This is a genomic window from Paenibacillus sp. PsM32, assembly GCF_030433815.1.
Taxonomy (GTDB): Bacteria; Bacillota; Bacilli; order Paenibacillales; family Paenibacillaceae; genus Saccharibacillus; species Saccharibacillus kyungheensis.
In genome coordinates this window covers 56,927-72,899 of record NZ_JARUWY010000010.1, presented here as the reverse complement: position 1 = coordinate 72,899, position 15,973 = coordinate 56,927, and the positions used below count along the sequence as shown (strand labels likewise).

The following is a 15,973-nucleotide window of genomic DNA, read 5'->3' as shown; positions in this document are numbered from 1 at the left end:
AAAGATACTTGATACAGCAAGAGAAATCATTCTCTATAGCTATATCAAGTATCTTGTAATCTTATTTTGAAAATAACAATCATAAAATGAAGAGTTTAAGAGTTTTTGTTATCTATCAGCATATCTTTGATTAATCCAATCTGCCCGATAATAGATTCAGGATCATAATAAGAGAATACATCATACGGCAATGTATAGACATGACCTTTTTTCACTGCGGGTAAGTTTTTCCAGAGTGAGTTATCCAGTACTGAACTGATATCAGCTTGTTCAGTTTCATTGTTAAAACAGATAAAAATATAATCAGAGTTCGCATATTCAGGTAATGCTTCTAATGAAATATCTTTAATTTGAGCATCACTATCAATCACTTCTTTTTTTACAATATCTAAAGGTTTTAATTGCAACGCGTCATAAATAGCATATCCACCGCGTCCATAATTCTCACCCAACACAGCCAATTTTTTGCCACGTACATTCAATAATGTCGCTGTTTGTCCGGGTTTTACAATATCTTTGATTTGTTCGCGGGCTTCCATCGCTGTCTGATGATAACGATCTAACCATGCTTGTGCTTGTTGTTGTCGATCTAATAATTTGCCTAATAATTGAATCTCTTCTTGAGGATTGTGATATGCCGTATAAGGAATATAGATCGTTGGTGCAATTTTGGAATATTCATCATACTTCTCCACATCAAAATCATTAATAATGATTAAGTCGGGATTTAGTTCAACTACTTTTTCTAAAGATGTAGGTGTACCGATATCTGCTATGCCTTTTTCTTGCTCTTTCAAAAATGGACTGCCCATCCACCATTCTTTGTTAGCGCCTACTGGAGTAATGCCAAGTGCAATTAATGTACCATGATAATATGTGGATACGACTCGCTGTGGATGGGTTGGAATCGTAACAGGCCCTTTTGCAGTCTCTACCGTTCTTGTAGAAGCTGATGTTGCTGTGTTGGTAGCATCTACAGATGACACTTTATTATTGTTACTACAAGCTGCAAGCAAGGCCACGGTTAGCAACAATATCGTATACGACATCATACTTTTTCTTATCTTTATCCAATAATTCATAATTTCCCCCTGATATTTAATTGATAATCATTATCAGTTGGAATCATATCAAGTTTAATTTATTGCGTCTATGCACAAACATGATCATTTGTTATGACGATCATGATGGGAACTGTTGTAACCACAACTGTAATTGAGCTTCAAGTGAACAAGGATCAAATCCATAAAAAATATTACGATCCATCATATACACTTGCTTGTTCTGTACAGCTGGTAATTGAGACCATGCTACTGATTGTATAACAGGTTCGATCAGCGCAGCCGTTTCCCCTTCTATCGGATAATGAATCACAATCATATGATCGGCTGCATACTCATTCAGTTCCGAACTTTCAATATGCTGACAAATGATATGCTGATCGATAATACGTTCTTGTACGATTGAAGGTGGCTGATGACCTAACTCTTGATAAATAAGGGGCCCGCCCATACTTCGCTGATCCCCGTATACATATATTTTTTCAGAGACAATTTTGTAAATGCCTACAGTCTGATCAGATGGAATATGGCTTGCTAAATATGTTCTCGCTTGCTCTACTTGATCATCCCAGTCATACAACCACTGCTCTGCTTGCTCTACTTTTCCTACTTGTTCAGCTAACCATATCCATTGTTGCTTCCAATCATAATCGTCAATTCGAATTGTCTGTAAAGGCACATATTCTTCAAGCATTTCTTTACCTGCATTGTCTTGATAAGCAAATACAAGATCAGGCTGTAACACATTCATAAGCTGGATCGATTGATCTAGATCAGTATGCAAGATATTCATAGTACTGAGATCAAGCTTACGATGATAGATGTCCCATTTCCATGATTCAAGATAACCTGCTTGAGGAACGATATTCAGATGCAATAACATGGCTGTAAAAGGATAGTTCCATGCAGCATACTGCTTTTTAGCAGATTGATACTGCTTGGGTGATAAAGCAAATAATCGTTTGAACCGTCGACTAAAATAATGCTCATCCGGGTATCCATTACGTTTGGCAATTTCACTGATACTTGCACTAGAATACTGCAAATCTTTTTTAGCTATATTCATACGTAAGCGGTATACATACTCGGTAAAAGAACAACCTTTATACTTACGGAATATTCTTGAAAAATGTTCAGGTGTAATTCCTAATTGAGCAGCGATAACATCACGACGAATCTCTTCACGATAATGCGTTTTTACATAATGAACAGCTTGTTCGATCAGTGTCAGATGGCTGGCTTCAGTAGCGACTGACTGATCGTTCCATATCAGATGTAGCAATTGGTAAAATAATAACTGACTATAGATCTGCTTTTCTACTGTCATTTCTTTTGAATACTCGGTCAGCTCTAACCATTCTTTGCATAATCGCTGAATTTCCAAAGGCGAATGTGTCGCAATAATAGAAGGTAGATGCATAGTAGACCAGCTAGAAGAACTTGGATCATGAGATGTAAATATTAATTTGAACACTTGCAGCGGTTGAGAAGACACATTATACAGAAAGACACCACTTCCAGCAGGGCAAAATAAAACTTGATTGGCATGGATCGGTAAGCGGCTACCTTGAATCTGTGCTTCTGCTTGTCCTTCTTTTACAATAATAAGAGTATCGTGTTCAGCTACCATCCATTCTTTAAGATGGGCTGGTAAATAAGTCATAATCGTCAATGATAAAGGAACCCATACTTGACTGGATAACATATGAGTCTGTTGCTTGTTCTCCTGATGGGATAGTCTATTTCCTTCTACAAATGGATATGCATTTTCTTTTAATTGACGGGTGATCGTAACCACTTCTTCATCTGACAATCTGCCTATGTATTTAACAGTACGATGTTTATTTTTGCCTTGTTCGTCTCGATAAGATTCTACAATACGATAATAAGTATACTGTTGCCCCTGTTTGTGTACGGTTTGCTTTTTCAAAAACATGATCTACATTCCTTTCATTTTAGGACTACAAGTTAAGGACTACAGGGTGTAATAAAAGTACCTCAATCCAGCAGGTACTTTCATTATCACTATACTATTCAAATGTAATTAAGACTTTTATTGTTCTTTCCCACTATAATCAACCGATAATTTTCTGGTAACTTGCAATATCGAGGCGACGACCGAATTTATAACCGACTTCACGAAAATGTGCACATTTCTCATAACCATAACGTTCAAATAAAGCGATACTGTTTACATTTTCGGTACAAACTGTCGCAATCAGTACATGAAATCCACTGTCGATACCCGCTTGTTCGAGAAAAGAAAGAGATTTGCCACCTAATCCTCGTCCCGTCTGTCCGGGCTTGAGATATACAGTGACTTCTGCGGTCACATCATAAGCTTGCTTATTTTTGTGTTGAGTCATCAGTATGTATCCAGCAATACCGGAGCTAGATAAAGAAGACGCCGATTCGGTATCTGAAGACGGTTCATCTATAATCACATATGATTTGTAATGAGTAGGTACATTCATAATCTGTACGCGCATCTGTTCTAGTGATAACGTCTCTGTGTGAAAAGAGACTGTTGTATGTTCTACATAATGATTATAAATCGACAGCACTTCAGGCAAATGCTGTTCTTCGATCGGTTCAAATCGAACGACACTCATATTAACGACGCCTCCATTTACAAAAAATAATGCATTATCCGTTGAGGGCCTGCTAATCCTATAGGACGATGACCCAAATCTTTAAAACCTGCAACCGTATAAGTATGTTGCGCAGCTAGATTACGCTCATTAACTGCTAATAATAACTCATGGATAAATGGAAAATGGTATCTAACCCATGCTGGTAATAACTCCATCGCTTGTCTGGCATACCCTTTACCTTGATATCGAGAATCGATCAATAATGCTCGAATCAGAATCACTTCTGCAAGTAGAGTATCTGTATAATCATCGTAATCCAAAATGCCCTGTCCTGTATGCAACACAAAAAAACCAACCACTTCACGTTCAGCCATAATCACTATCGGATAACGCTGAGGATCAGTCAGCGCTTCTTCTAATGAATCGACAGGTAAAGCTGTAAATTGAAGTTGTTCTTCTGGCAAATGAAATTGAGTCAGGTCTGCAAGATATTCAGGACGATATAATGTTAACTCTACTGTAGTAGAAATAGTCATAGAACAAACTCCTTTGATCAGGTAAGCGTATTAATCAGCAACAATAGCATAGATTTTGGCATCGTGAAATCTACCTTTGACATATAAGTTTTTGCGCATTAAGCCTTCATACTTCATACCAACCTTCTCCATCACACGAGCAGAATTGATATTATCCGGCATACAACGTGCTTCAATTCGTACCAACTTCATCTGATTCCAGCCAAAGTCAAGAATGGCTTCCATCGCTTCCGAAGTATACCCGCGATTCCAAAATTCTCTGGAGAGCGCATACCCTACTTCTGCTTTGAAATGCTTGGTGTTCCAATTAATAAATCCCATTGTTCCGATTAAGCGACCGGATTCTTTATGTTCAATACCCCATTGAGAAACAGCACCTTCTGCATATTTCCCTAGCAAAAATGAAATAAATTGTTTGGTTTCTTCTATCGATTGATGAGCGTGCCAGGTGACATAGCGAGTGACTTCTGGATCGGAAGCATAAGCATACATGTCTTCTACATCATCCATCGTAATCGGACGCAAAATCATTCTTTCCGTTTCCAATACAGGCAGTTCTCCAAAAATATCTTCAATTTTCATATGTATCTGCTCCTTTGATTGAAATAGGTTATATGTATTTTACCATATATGTGCTTCAAGCGTGATTACCAAATCTTGAATAATAATATACAAAAAAACCGCCCTTTTGGACAGCTTTCATTAACATTATAGTAAGAATGAAATAATAAGAACTGCTCTTTGTTAACTTCGATATCCGTGGCGTAGATCAGTCGCTGTAATAATACCTAATACACGTTCTTGCTCCGTAACAATAATACTATCATTGCGGAAATATTCAGCGCGTTGCTCTGCTTGCTGTTGCACATCACTTACACTAGCTCTTACATCCACGATAAGAGGTTTTTGAGTCATTAATTTGACTACACGCTGCATATAGAATCCGTCCATTCCTGCACGTCCATTAACTCGAAAGAAAAAACGACCGCACATCACTAACCCTACCGGACGATGTAGCTTATCGCATACAACAATACTTTCAGCTTCTGGATAACTGAACATAACTTTCAATGTCTGTTCACATGTCTGCTTGGTTGTAACGTGAGGAGCACTACGAAGAAGATCGGTCAGGGTCAATGTCTCTTCAGGTTCATGAGGCGGTTCAGGCATAGTAGCTGTCTGCATAGGAGTGACTTCATATTTCTTAACTTGTCTCAGTAAGGGCTTCAGCATCTGACTAATCATGATTGATCGCCTTCTTTCTGTAATAAGAGCTTATGTTTATCCTACTCTTCTAAGATTAAAGGCGATAACGAATCATGTGAAATAGATGTAAATCATAGCTAACTAGACAACGTTATTTATCGTTTAATGTCCACTGATCACGCCAGTTGAGCACGATAGATCCATCATCAGCAATCTCTATCGGTAACCAGATATAACGGGAGTCTTTGAGATTATCTTTTTTCCAGCGATCTCCCATATAAATAAATGTACCAGGTGCTCCTTCTACCGGAAGAATGTGTGTACTTTGAGAATCAAATGTTGTTTGACTCGCAGGTGCAAAGTTTTTCAAAGGTGCCCAGGGGCCAAAAATATGATCTGCTACTGTATACTTAGCCACATTCGGGTCCCATCCTGTTGCTCCTGATGTCACCATATAATATTTGCCATTATGCTTGAACATCGCAGGTGCTTCACGTTGCGCACCCGGGAATACACGTACATAGTCTTCACCATATACAGCTTGATACTCTTGATCACGCTCTACGTTGCCTTCTTTATGCCAGCCAGTAATATCAGTATAAGAATCATTTAATTTGGAAATATATATCGTCAAATTCTCTTCACTGGAATAGACAAGATATGCTGTTCCATCATCATCTTTAAAAAGAGTCATATCTCTTGCCATACCGGGTTGATCCGGTTGTCCATTATATTCTGCATCTTTGGGAGCTCGATCCATACGATGCCCTTCTCCATAGACAAAAGGCCCTGTAGGTGAATCAGATAATGCATATCCTGCTTGAGCTTTGGCGTAGTTCGCTGTCGATGTAGCACTTGGCCCGTCAGTATGCATCCACATTACATATTTACCAGTTTTCTCATTATAAATTACTTTAGGGCGTTCTATGATTCGGTTTGTTCCAATATCGTTAAGTATGTTAGCCGTATCTTTACGTCCAGCATATAGCTTAGAAATCAACGGATCATTTGTAAAATCATCTTCCGATTCAATCGCTGTCAAAGCTAGCCCTTTATCCTCCCAATTGTAAAGGTCTTTGGAAGCATACACATGAACACCACGAGCAGGTAGATATCCATTTGTTTTATCTTCTCCATACCAGTAGTAAGTCTGATCTTGCTGGTTATACAGTATGCCTCCACCATGTGCTTGAATAGGTACACCGCTGGTATCATTCCAGACTGCACCGGGCGTAAATGACGTATTGGCAGCTATATTCATTTCTGATGAAGTACTAGAACTTGCCGCCGAGGACATCTGTACAGGCATGATGAGTGAAGACAATAATATTGACCCGCAGACAAGGGGTACCCATTTTTTCCTTGTAGACCATAGATTCATAACGTTGCCTCCTTTTATTTTGTATACGCTTACAAAAATGAATAAAAATATACTCCCCACACAGGAAGTATATTTTCTTATTGTAGTAAAAACCATTTTTTAAGTCAAATATACAATAAAAGGAATATTGAAATTTTCAATAGTATGGCGATACTCACTATCATACATAGCTCTATTTGAAATAAATTAACAATCAGTTCCCGATTGATAAATCTTACTTATCTGCTGTCCATATCTGATATCGTTTATCATCATTCCACATATTATTGAAAATGGTAACCCATTGCTCTGCTAGATTAGTATCATGGATAGCTACTAATACTTCATCATTTTCTTCGCTCGATTCATCTGTGTAATTAAATGATCCTACTGTTGCTATTTTACGATCAGCAATTAGCATTTTTTCATGCATTTTGCCTTCAAATGTATTAATTTTGATGATTGCTCCTGCATCCACTAAGGCTTGTAACGCTTTGATCTGAGATTTTTTTTCTACTTTTGTTTTGTCTGTCAAAATATGCACTTGTACACCACGCTTTTGCGCTTCTACCAATGCTTGAATAATCGATTCACGTGACAAATTATAAATCGCTACATCCAATGTAGCTTGTGATTGATTGATCAGATTTATAATCAACTGATCGGGCTTCTGCCCTTCCGAAGTAAATACATAATCAATCGTTGTGCCTGCTTTTGCTTTGGCATCTGTAGAAGCCGATGGAGAAGATTCCATATTTGTAGAAGAGACATAACTGGAGTTCTCATGTAGTGGAACAGAATAGACTTCAGGAGAGATCGTTTTTGACGTATTGGAACATGCACTTACTATCCATACTGTACTCGTCAAAAGAATACCTATCAGACAGAATTTGCGACGTAATATAGTCATAATTTGCAAAATCCTTTCTTTGTAAAACAAATTCGTTCTATGCTCATCCCTATCATTGTATTTGTGAGCGTATTGTTATGATTGGCACCAAGGAGACTGCTTTTACTGCAATTTGCCAACAAATCAATACCTTTTATTATAAACGAATGATCTTTGTAATCAAAATTGCACCAAAATATACCCTATAATCTGGATATCATACAGGAGTTCAGTCTCTACAACACGAATAGTATAACCATCCTGTACAATTTGGAGATGAACATACAATGATTAAAGGAATAAGTCAGGCTGGATTAGGTTCTATGTCAACAGAGGAATTAGTACGTTCTGCTCGTAAGTATGGATTCGGTGCTGTAGATATCAATGCAGATACACTAATTGCTGATCATGGTCTGGAAGGAACCCGTCAATTGCTGGAAGATCACCATGTTATCGTAGGGTCTATCGGTCTAGCTGTAGAGTGGCGTCAGACTGATGCTATTTTTCGTGAACAATTAACATCACTTGCTGTCACCGCTTATCATGCTTCTTTGCTTGGATGTAAATCTTGTTGTACATATATTTTACCTGCAACAGATGAATTGCCTGCTACCTACATGGCACAAAGTATTGTACGTCTGCGCCAGATTGCCTCGATCTTAGATGCTTACGGTATTAGACTGGGACTGGAATTTGTAGGCCCTCATCATTTGCGTACTGCGTGGAAGCATCCCTTTATTCATACGGTTGCAGATACACTGACAATGATTGATGGGATCGATCGTAGTAATGTTGGCTTGTTGGTCGATGCTTATCATTGCTATACCACTGAATTTACAGCAGATGATATTCGTCAATTACGCGCAGATCAGATTGTCCATGTGCATATTAATGATGCCAAAGACGTACCACTTGATCAAGTTCTCGATAATGATCGGCTATATCCTGCTGAAGGTGTGATTGATCTGCCTGCTTTTCTACAAGCTTTACAAGATATCGGCTATACAGGCGTGGTCACGCAAGAAATTCTAACCCAAGAATCTCCAACAGATTCGACAAGTTTATTATGGGAGCGTTCCCAACGTGGATTTGATCATGTATTTCGCAATATCTCTACCCTTTGATTAGACATTGATTGTTACCGCTTCATACCAATAGCAGACGATAATATATACAAATAAGGTCGACCATAAATAAGCCATACGCCAGACTTCTTGTGCTTATCCTAAGAAGTCTGGTGTATGGCTATAATGAACGTGCAACAATCAAATTATACTATGTGCACTAATCTGTTATATTAACTCTGTTGCTCTATCACAAAAAGACTATACTCCGCATATCCTATCGTCCCTTGATCTTGATCTGTTGATTGGACTATTTCACTAACTTTGTTAAGATCAACTGCAAATATCCCTACTTTGGCTCCGACCCAATGCCCTGGATGAACTGATGCTACATATGGAATATCTACAAAATTCGTACCGTCCAGACTATAACTAAACTGAGATTGAGCAGCATGCAGAATCGAGACTGGAATCTGATCTTCCCTCGCATCACTGATCGGTGACAAATGATGGGTTGATTCATTGTCTAACCATACCGATACACGCATATAGATAGGATTAGGCATATACGGTTGTGAAGAAATGGCTTCCAGATCATCGAGTATAGTATGCCACACTTCCTGTTCTACAGGATGCTCTAGCTCTTGTCCATCTTCATCTTGATGGGTATAACCTCGGATCAACGATAATCGATATTGTTGCTCTGCATTCTTCTCTATCGCTAAATACGTATATGTTCGTCCAAATAATGTCATTCCGAATCGTTCGGTAATAGATTGAGGATAAATGTGTAGACAAGTCGTTGCTGTAAAATCTGTCGAAGGTAATTTTTGCAATAACAATTGGGGTGCTTCATACAATAATGCTTGATCAGTCACATTTGCTAACTGAGAAGGAAATGCACAAGCATATAATCGTATTGCTTGATGTTCATAATCGTTAGCATACCAGTCTGGTTGAATATTAGCTTGCCATTGCCACTGTAATCCAAATGCCATAGTCGCTCTACTGATAAGTTGAATCTGTTCATCATACAATGAATAACGGGAACTCAAGGAATCTTCAGATGCTGTCGACCGAGGAACAACAGGCATACGCCACATTTCTACCGGCTCGCCTGCTGTATCACCTTGTTGATATTGCCCGATAATCGGCCACCCATCACTCCACTCCATCGGTTGAAGATGAGTAATCCGCCCATAAGCGTATTTATCTTGAAAATGTAAAAACCACGATTCTCCCGCTGTCGTCTCTACCCAGCTTCCTTGATGAGGGCCATTGATATGACTATTGCCTTGCTGAAGTATAATTCGATCTTCATAAGGCCCAAAAATATGCTCCGAACGCAAAACGACTTGCCAACCATGACTGACACCGCCCGCAGGAGCAAATATGTAATACATGCCTTCCCGTTTGTACCATTTAGGCCCTTCCATAACTGGATGCACTAATCCACCATCATAAATGATCTGCCCTTCCCCTTGAAGTTCACGACCATCTGCACTCATACGGAATGCTTGTAACTTACTTCGAATCCCTGTACGACTATAAGCAAAAGCATGAACAAGATACGCTTGACCATCTTCATCCCAAAATGGACATGGATCGATCCACCCTTTTACTTTTTTCAATAAATGCGGTGCTGTCCATGGGCCGGTTGGTTCTTTGGCGGAACACATAAATATCCCTTCATCCGGTGTGCTAAAAAATACCCAAAAGCGCCCATTGTGATAACGAAGACTGGGTGCCCATACGCCTTCTCCATGTCTGGGTAGATCATAATCAGACGATCTTTCAAGAAATTGGAGCTCAGGCAAAATATAATGAATCAATTTCCAATGCACAAGATCGGTAGAATGAAGTAGCGGTAATCCCGGAACATGTGCAAAACTAGAAGCTACCATGTAGAAATCATCACCTACAGCTATAGCATCAGGATCGGAATAATCTTCATGAATAATAGGATTGTTGTAAAATGATTCATTGGGACGTAAGCTCATCTTTAACTTCCTCCTATAATCTATTTTGTTAACGTGTTCATTTCTACTTCTATCATAACCTGATTCTGTATTGAATTAAAAGTATACGCTTACAATATAAGTTAAAAGATATATTTTTAATTACAAAAATAAAGAAGCAGTTCATTGAACTACTTCTTGTCTTTATCCTTTTAAAGCCTTTTGCAAAGAATCTTTCATCACTTCTACAAAGTTATTCCGCTTTTCTTCAGACAGCTCTAGCAAAGACAGATAAGGATTTAAGTCCTCTAATTCGACTAGCAAGAGTTCTCCTTGTTCATTTCGACAGGCATCAATTCGTTGAATACCCCAATGGATATTATTCCATTCAATAAAACGTTTAGCAAAATGCAAGTCTTTATCAGTAGGTGTATATTCTTTTAATTCCCATCGCTTGTCTTTATCAGGTGCATAAAGCGCATATTGAAATTGTTTATCAATAAAATAAAAAGAAACTTCATATTCAAAATGGATCAATGGCTGTATTAATGTATCTTTTGAATGAGCCTTCACTTCTTCAACCAGTTTATCTTTTTCAACAAACTTTAATCCAACTGAATCTGCTCCATCTTTAGGTTTTATAATGTACATATGCCCGTGAGGAAGTTTGTCCAAATGATCGATAGTATCAATAGTCGGTATAACAGGCAATTGAGCATTTGTTAATTCAATCAAATATTCTTTCCCGTTCATGTCCGCTTTTCCATCCAACGAATTATACGTATTTAAATGTTTAGCAATAACTCGTTTACGAAATGCTTCGTATTTGACTTTAAAATTAGCAACAGGACCTGCATTTCGAAAAACGATTAAATCTGTATGATCTTCAAATGCTTCAATATCTTCGGGATGACAAATAACCAGATGAAAAGTTTCTCTTAATTTTGAGGTTAAAAACAAATCTTCTTCATAATAGTTTCTTCCTTTGGCGGGATAATATAAATCAGTCACAAACAATATTGTATGTATGATCATCATACCTTCCTTGATATATTTTTGAGTATAGTGAACTTCTCATCTATTCAGAATACAGCCATTTTAGTAGTTAATACCGGTTTCGTCAATTAAGGAACTTTGCGCTCGAAATAATGGCGTATAAATAAAAATATCTTTATTTTATCATTTTGATTGACTTCATTTACATGGTTATCATTCACCATACAGCAACTCATAGTACAGCTTAACAGACCGCTCAAGAAATAGAACAAACAGGTGGTACAGTTCTTGGAATCTGGCTGATATTGTCTATAAACAACATCCGAGAAACAACATCCGAGCAAGTGGTTAATCTTGTATTTTTCTTACTTTCTGATCAGGTATCTTACATTAGCGTTACAGATCTGATCAAGCATCTCATATTAGCGGTACAGAAATGTATGTAGAGGGTACAGAATCATTACTTTCTTAATACAAAAAATATTAAGTACATCCTTATGTACTATTTAAAGTACAAAAAAGCGCCCTGCAATAAGCATGTGGCGCTTTTTTATTTGCTGTAAATGCAAAATATGATGCTCTGTTACTTAAGCATATGTTTAGACGTACGCGTTACGTGTATAAGACAACAAAGATTCTACATTAACGATCGGAATAATTTTGCCATTCACTTCAAAAGCATTTGGTAAAATATCGCGACTATTTGCTTCTGGATTTTCTTTTAATTCTGATTCTTCTACAGTTGCTGTGTTGTCTAACTCATCTACCAATAAAGCAACACGAGTACGGCGAAGCAAAATCATTTTGTCTGTTTCTTTAGGTTCTTCATAAGAAACAGCTAGTACTTTACGCAGATTAACCAACGGATATAATGCTCCACGAATTGTAATTAATCCTTCATGCCAATCTTCTGAAAATGGCAATGGTGTTCCTTTTTTAGCAGTTTGAATTTCATCAATTTCATTAAAGTTAATAGCGTAAGCTTGACCTGCTACATAAAATACGATCAATTCGATTTTCATTATGATTAGCTCCTCGAACAATATAATCTGACATTTGCCTATATATATACTTTATCGACCAAATGGTTCATATTCTTTACTACTTTCTTGATCTATCTACATGTACGTACATTTAACACTGAAAAATAACGATTGCAGACAAGTATATGATCTAATTTGATCAATATTCTTGAAATATGTTTAAATAAGTGCTACTATTTAGAAAATTAGTGTATGTATCAGTTTATTATTAATGTTTATATAAACTATAAATGTACGTACATATTTTTAATATTAAATTTGTAAGCGTTACCTGAAAAGAAATCAGGATAATGCTATACCTCACTTCAAGGAGACGATATCATGACCAACTTACCTGAATTCAAAAATCCGATTGTGGAGCAACGTGCTGATCCATGGATCTACAAACATACAGATGGATATTACTATTTCACTGCTTCTGTACCTGAATATGATCGACTAGACGTAAGACGTGCTCAGACGATTCAAGGATTAGCAGATGCTCCTGCGGTAACCGTATGGCGCAAACCAGATCAGGGACCTCTTAGCAACTTAATCTGGGCTCCAGAACTTCATTATATTAATGAGAAATGGTATATCTACTTTGCTGCTGCTGATGTACCTGAACCGGTGAATGGTACGTTTAATCACCGTATGTATGTGATCGAGACAGATGCGGCTAATCCTTTGGAAGGTCAATGGGTTGAAAAAGGACAAGTTGTTACAGCGTGGGAATCTTTTGCTCTAGATGCAACCACTTTCCAACATCAAGGGAAATTGTATTATGTATGGGCACAACGTGATTATGATATTCCGGGCAACTCCAATCTATACATTTCAGAAATGGAAAATCCGTGGACACTTAAAGGAACATATACGATGTTGACCAAGCCAGAACTGGATTGGGAAGTGATTGGTTTCCTTGTAAATGAAGGGCCAGCTGTACTCAAACGTAACGGTAAAATCTTTATTACGTATTCTGCAAGCGCTACCGATGAGAACTATTGCATGGGTCTACTGACTGCTGACGAGAATAGCGATCTGTTAGATGCGAGCTCATGGCACAAATCACCACAACCAGTATTTACAAGTGCTGCTGAAAATGGACAATATGGCCCTGGTCATAATAGCTTTACTCGTACAGAAGATGATCAACATGATGTACTTGTCTATCATGGACGTAATTACACTGAAATTACAGGCGATCCGCTATATGATCCTAACCGTCATACACGCGCACAAGTGATTACATGGAATGAAGATGGTACACCGAATTTTGGTAAACCTGTTCCTGATGCAGGATTTGTTCGTTCATAAATAAAGGCTTTGTTTGATTTTAAATACAGATGTTCTTAAATACAGATTTTGTTCTTTTATAAAGAGAGACAACGATATGGATACGGAGATGAATGAATCATGAAGTTAAACAATATCAAATTACCAAAATGGAATTTTTGGAATTTCGGCGGATTGTTCTTTTTCTACTTTTTAATCTGGGCGGTTGTACTTGCGTTCTTACCGATCTGGTTAAAAGAAGAAGCAGGACTTGATGCTAGCCATACTGGACTTGTCTTTTCAGCGATTTCGTTAATTGCTTTATGTTATCAACCGTTTTTCGGAGTGATCTCGGATAAACTAGGATTCCGCAAAAATCTATTCTGGTTTGTTGTTATTGTTGCTTTATTTATGGGACCTTTCTTCACCTTTTTATTTATTCCACTTCTTCAATATAATATTTGGGTAGGCGCGATTATTGGCGGTATTTACCTGAGTGCTGTGTTCCAGGGTGGCGTTGGGGTTGTCGAAGCATATATTGAGCGTGCGAGTCGTGCAAGCTCTATCGAATATGGTCGTGTACGTCTGTTCGGTTCGATAGCCGGTGCTACGGCAACATTAATCGGTGGAATGATGTATCTGTATAATCCAATTAGTATTTTCTGGTTCGCTTCTTGTTCTGCGGCTGTACTAGGGATTCTATTGCATACAGCCAAAGTTGATCCTTCTGCGAGTGCAGCAGGTGTACCTGCGGATTCCAACGAAGCTTCCAGTGAAATTACAAAAGAACGTGTATTTTCGATTTTCAAACTCAAAAACTTCTGGTTCTTGTCTCTATTGATTGTCGGTACAGCTAGTGTGTACGATGTGTTCGATCAGCAGTTCCCGAACTATTATAATCAATTTTTTGCATCGCCTTCACTAGGTACACAGCGCTTTAGTGAACTGGTATCGTTACAGACAGCAATAGAAGCGATATTGATGATCTTTATGCCATTTATTATTAACAAAATCGGTGCTAAAAATGGACTACTGCTATTCGGATTACTTACATTTGTACGTATTTTTGGAACCGCTATCGCAACAGATACTGTCAGCTTATCATTGCTACGTCTGATCGCTGCTGTTGAAATGCCGTTATTGTTAGTATCTATTTTCAAATACATTACAAGTGTGTTCGATATTCGTTTGTCCGCTACGATCTATTTGTTAGCGTTTAACTTTGCCAAACAAGCGGCAATCGTTGTCTTTTCCAGTATTGCAGGTAATATGTACACCAGTATTGGTTTTCAAAATACGTATTACTTCTTAAGTGCTATTGTATTATTAATTACGGTTATTTCGATCTTTGGACTATCGAATGATAAAAATAAACGTGAGCCTGTAGGAAGCGTTACACCGAAGCAAAACAAAGAACGAATGGTAGCTGTACCTAAAGTATAATGTAGCTTGATAGGCAGTATATGTAAGCGTTATTAGTAAGCGTCATCAGAACGATATAAGTTGTTGATTATAGATATCATAATACAAAAAAGCCTTTCAGTCTTTTACGCTGAAAGGCTTTTACTTTGTACATATATTTATTTGCCTATTCCTACAAAAAGGGTTGAATTAAAAATAGATTTTGGTACAATATGGATTGGTTATGTGAGCAATGCTAAATGATTTCGATAACGATTTAAAGGAGTCTACTCGTGAACAATGTAGTGAAAGAACGTTGGTATGCTGTACTGGGTATTGCTATTGTATTTGGTGGTATTTTTGTAATTAAAGCATTCAGCGGAGACTTGTAATTTGAACTCAACAATAACGGCGTAATGCCAGCAAGATGGTAAAGCAACAAAAAGAGCTTAAACGATGCTGGTGAGCAATCACTCATGACATTGTTCAAGCTCTTTTTGCTTCTATGCTAACTTCTATATAGCGTATTCTTTCACTTCTATATAGTGTATTCGGTTTACTTGGTGATGGTGGCTCCAAATTCACTATAAGTGCAGAATTGTTCTAACACT

At 37.7% G+C, this 15,973-nt stretch carries 14 protein-coding genes; 3 read left to right on the top strand and 11 right to left on the bottom strand.

Annotation, left to right across the window (positions count from 1 at the left end):
* Positions 1 to 95 precede the first annotated feature (95 nt).
* The 8 genes from QCD85_RS17830 to QCD85_RS17795 form a co-directional block, all read right to left on the bottom strand.
* The gene (locus QCD85_RS17830) at positions 96 to 1,082 is read right to left on the bottom strand and encodes an ABC transporter substrate-binding protein (RefSeq protein WP_301263420.1); all 987 of its coding nucleotides are present in this window, start codon (positions 1,080 to 1,082) and stop codon (positions 96 to 98) included.
* A 100-nt stretch (positions 1,083 to 1,182) separates the two neighbouring features.
* Entirely contained in the window at positions 1,183 to 2,997 is a 1,815-nt protein-coding gene (locus QCD85_RS17825; RefSeq protein WP_301263419.1) for an AraC family transcriptional regulator, read from the bottom strand.
* A 139-nt stretch (positions 2,998 to 3,136) separates the two neighbouring features.
* Positions 3,137 to 3,673, bottom strand: a complete 537-nt coding sequence (locus tag QCD85_RS17820; protein ID WP_301263418.1) for a GNAT family N-acetyltransferase — start codon at positions 3,671 to 3,673, stop codon at positions 3,137 to 3,139.
* 17 nt (positions 3,674 to 3,690) lie between these two features.
* Positions 3,691 to 4,191: a GNAT family N-acetyltransferase gene (locus QCD85_RS17815; RefSeq protein ID WP_301263417.1), complete on the bottom strand. Its 501-nt coding sequence runs from the start codon at positions 4,189 to 4,191 to the stop codon at positions 3,691 to 3,693.
* A gap of 30 nt (positions 4,192 to 4,221) precedes the next feature.
* Positions 4,222 to 4,773 (bottom strand): GNAT family N-acetyltransferase, encoded by a 552-nt coding sequence (locus tag QCD85_RS17810; protein ID WP_273615998.1) that lies wholly within the window; start codon positions 4,771 to 4,773, stop codon positions 4,222 to 4,224.
* Positions 4,774 to 4,935: 162 nt separating this feature from the next.
* The gene (locus QCD85_RS17805) at positions 4,936 to 5,436 is read right to left on the bottom strand and encodes a CBS domain-containing protein (RefSeq protein ID WP_301263416.1); all 501 of its coding nucleotides are present in this window, start codon (positions 5,434 to 5,436) and stop codon (positions 4,936 to 4,938) included.
* Between the two features lie 112 nt (positions 5,437 to 5,548).
* Positions 5,549 to 6,778 (bottom strand): glycoside hydrolase family 43 protein, encoded by a 1,230-nt coding sequence (locus tag QCD85_RS17800; protein WP_301263415.1) that lies wholly within the window; start codon positions 6,776 to 6,778, stop codon positions 5,549 to 5,551.
* 214 nt (positions 6,779 to 6,992) lie between these two features.
* Positions 6,993 to 7,667, bottom strand: coding sequence for a phospholipase D-like domain-containing protein (locus QCD85_RS17795; protein ID WP_301263414.1), 675 nt, complete (start codon positions 7,665 to 7,667; stop codon positions 6,993 to 6,995).
* Between the two features lie 266 nt (positions 7,668 to 7,933).
* Here QCD85_RS17795 and QCD85_RS17790 point away from each other — a divergent pair, with 266 nt between their 5' ends.
* Entirely contained in the window at positions 7,934 to 8,770 is an 837-nt protein-coding gene (locus tag QCD85_RS17790) for a sugar phosphate isomerase/epimerase family protein (RefSeq protein WP_301263413.1), read from the top strand.
* 173 nt (positions 8,771 to 8,943) lie between these two features.
* On the opposite strand, the gene QCD85_RS17785 is transcribed toward QCD85_RS17790, so the two are convergent.
* The 3 genes from QCD85_RS17785 to QCD85_RS17775 all read right to left on the bottom strand — a co-directional run bounded on the left by QCD85_RS17785 (position 8,944) and on the right by QCD85_RS17775 (position 12,686).
* Complete coding sequence (locus QCD85_RS17785; RefSeq protein ID WP_301263412.1) at positions 8,944 to 10,710, bottom strand: glycoside hydrolase family 43 protein; 1,767 nt, start codon at positions 10,708 to 10,710, stop codon at positions 8,944 to 8,946.
* Between the two features lie 162 nt (positions 10,711 to 10,872).
* Entirely contained in the window at positions 10,873 to 11,697 is an 825-nt protein-coding gene (locus QCD85_RS17780; RefSeq protein WP_367317662.1) for a hypothetical protein, read from the bottom strand.
* 566 nt (positions 11,698 to 12,263) lie between these two features.
* Complete coding sequence (locus tag QCD85_RS17775) at positions 12,264 to 12,686, bottom strand: chemotaxis protein CheW (RefSeq protein WP_204824337.1); 423 nt, start codon at positions 12,684 to 12,686, stop codon at positions 12,264 to 12,266.
* 342 nt (positions 12,687 to 13,028) lie between these two features.
* Between QCD85_RS17775 and QCD85_RS17770 the strand changes: the two genes are divergently transcribed.
* Both QCD85_RS17770 and QCD85_RS17765 read left to right on the top strand, forming a co-directional pair.
* Positions 13,029 to 14,003 (top strand): glycoside hydrolase family 43 protein, encoded by a 975-nt coding sequence (locus tag QCD85_RS17770; protein WP_273615991.1) that lies wholly within the window; start codon positions 13,029 to 13,031, stop codon positions 14,001 to 14,003.
* A 99-nt stretch (positions 14,004 to 14,102) separates the two neighbouring features.
* Positions 14,103 to 15,404 carry an MFS transporter gene (locus QCD85_RS17765; RefSeq protein ID WP_273615990.1) on the top strand — a complete coding sequence of 434 codons (1,302 nt, stop codon included), beginning with the start codon at positions 14,103 to 14,105 and terminating at the stop codon, positions 15,402 to 15,404.
* Positions 15,405 to 15,973 lie beyond the last annotated feature (569 nt).

Excerpts from the sequence above, each read along its gene's own strand:
- QCD85_RS17830 (WP_301263420.1), bottom strand. The coding sequence starts at position 1,082 with ATGAATTATTGGATAAAGATAAGAAAAAGTATGATGTCGTATACGATA.
- QCD85_RS17825 (WP_301263419.1), bottom strand. The coding sequence starts at position 2,997 with ATGTTTTTGAAAAAGCAAACCGTACACAAACAGGGGCAACAGTATACT.
- QCD85_RS17820 (WP_301263418.1), bottom strand. The coding sequence starts at position 3,673 with ATGAGTGTCGTTCGATTTGAACCGATCGAAGAACAGCATTTGCCTGAA.
- QCD85_RS17815 (WP_301263417.1), bottom strand. The coding sequence starts at position 4,191 with ATGACTATTTCTACTACAGTAGAGTTAACATTATATCGTCCTGAATAT.
- QCD85_RS17810 (WP_273615998.1), bottom strand. The coding sequence starts at position 4,773 with ATGAAAATTGAAGATATTTTTGGAGAACTGCCTGTATTGGAAACGGAA.
- QCD85_RS17805 (WP_301263416.1), bottom strand. The coding sequence starts at position 5,436 with ATGATTAGTCAGATGCTGAAGCCCTTACTGAGACAAGTTAAGAAATAT.
- QCD85_RS17800 (WP_301263415.1), bottom strand. The coding sequence starts at position 6,778 with ATGAATCTATGGTCTACAAGGAAAAAATGGGTACCCCTTGTCTGCGGG.
- QCD85_RS17795 (WP_301263414.1), bottom strand. The coding sequence starts at position 7,667 with ATGACTATATTACGTCGCAAATTCTGTCTGATAGGTATTCTTTTGACG.
- QCD85_RS17790 (WP_301263413.1), top strand. The coding sequence starts at position 7,934 with ATGATTAAAGGAATAAGTCAGGCTGGATTAGGTTCTATGTCAACAGAG.
- QCD85_RS17785 (WP_301263412.1), bottom strand. The coding sequence starts at position 10,710 with ATGAGCTTACGTCCCAATGAATCATTTTACAACAATCCTATTATTCAT.
- QCD85_RS17775 (WP_204824337.1), bottom strand. The coding sequence starts at position 12,686 with ATGAAAATCGAATTGATCGTATTTTATGTAGCAGGTCAAGCTTACGCT.
- QCD85_RS17770 (WP_273615991.1), top strand. The coding sequence starts at position 13,029 with ATGACCAACTTACCTGAATTCAAAAATCCGATTGTGGAGCAACGTGCT.
- QCD85_RS17765 (WP_273615990.1), top strand. The coding sequence starts at position 14,103 with ATGAAGTTAAACAATATCAAATTACCAAAATGGAATTTTTGGAATTTC.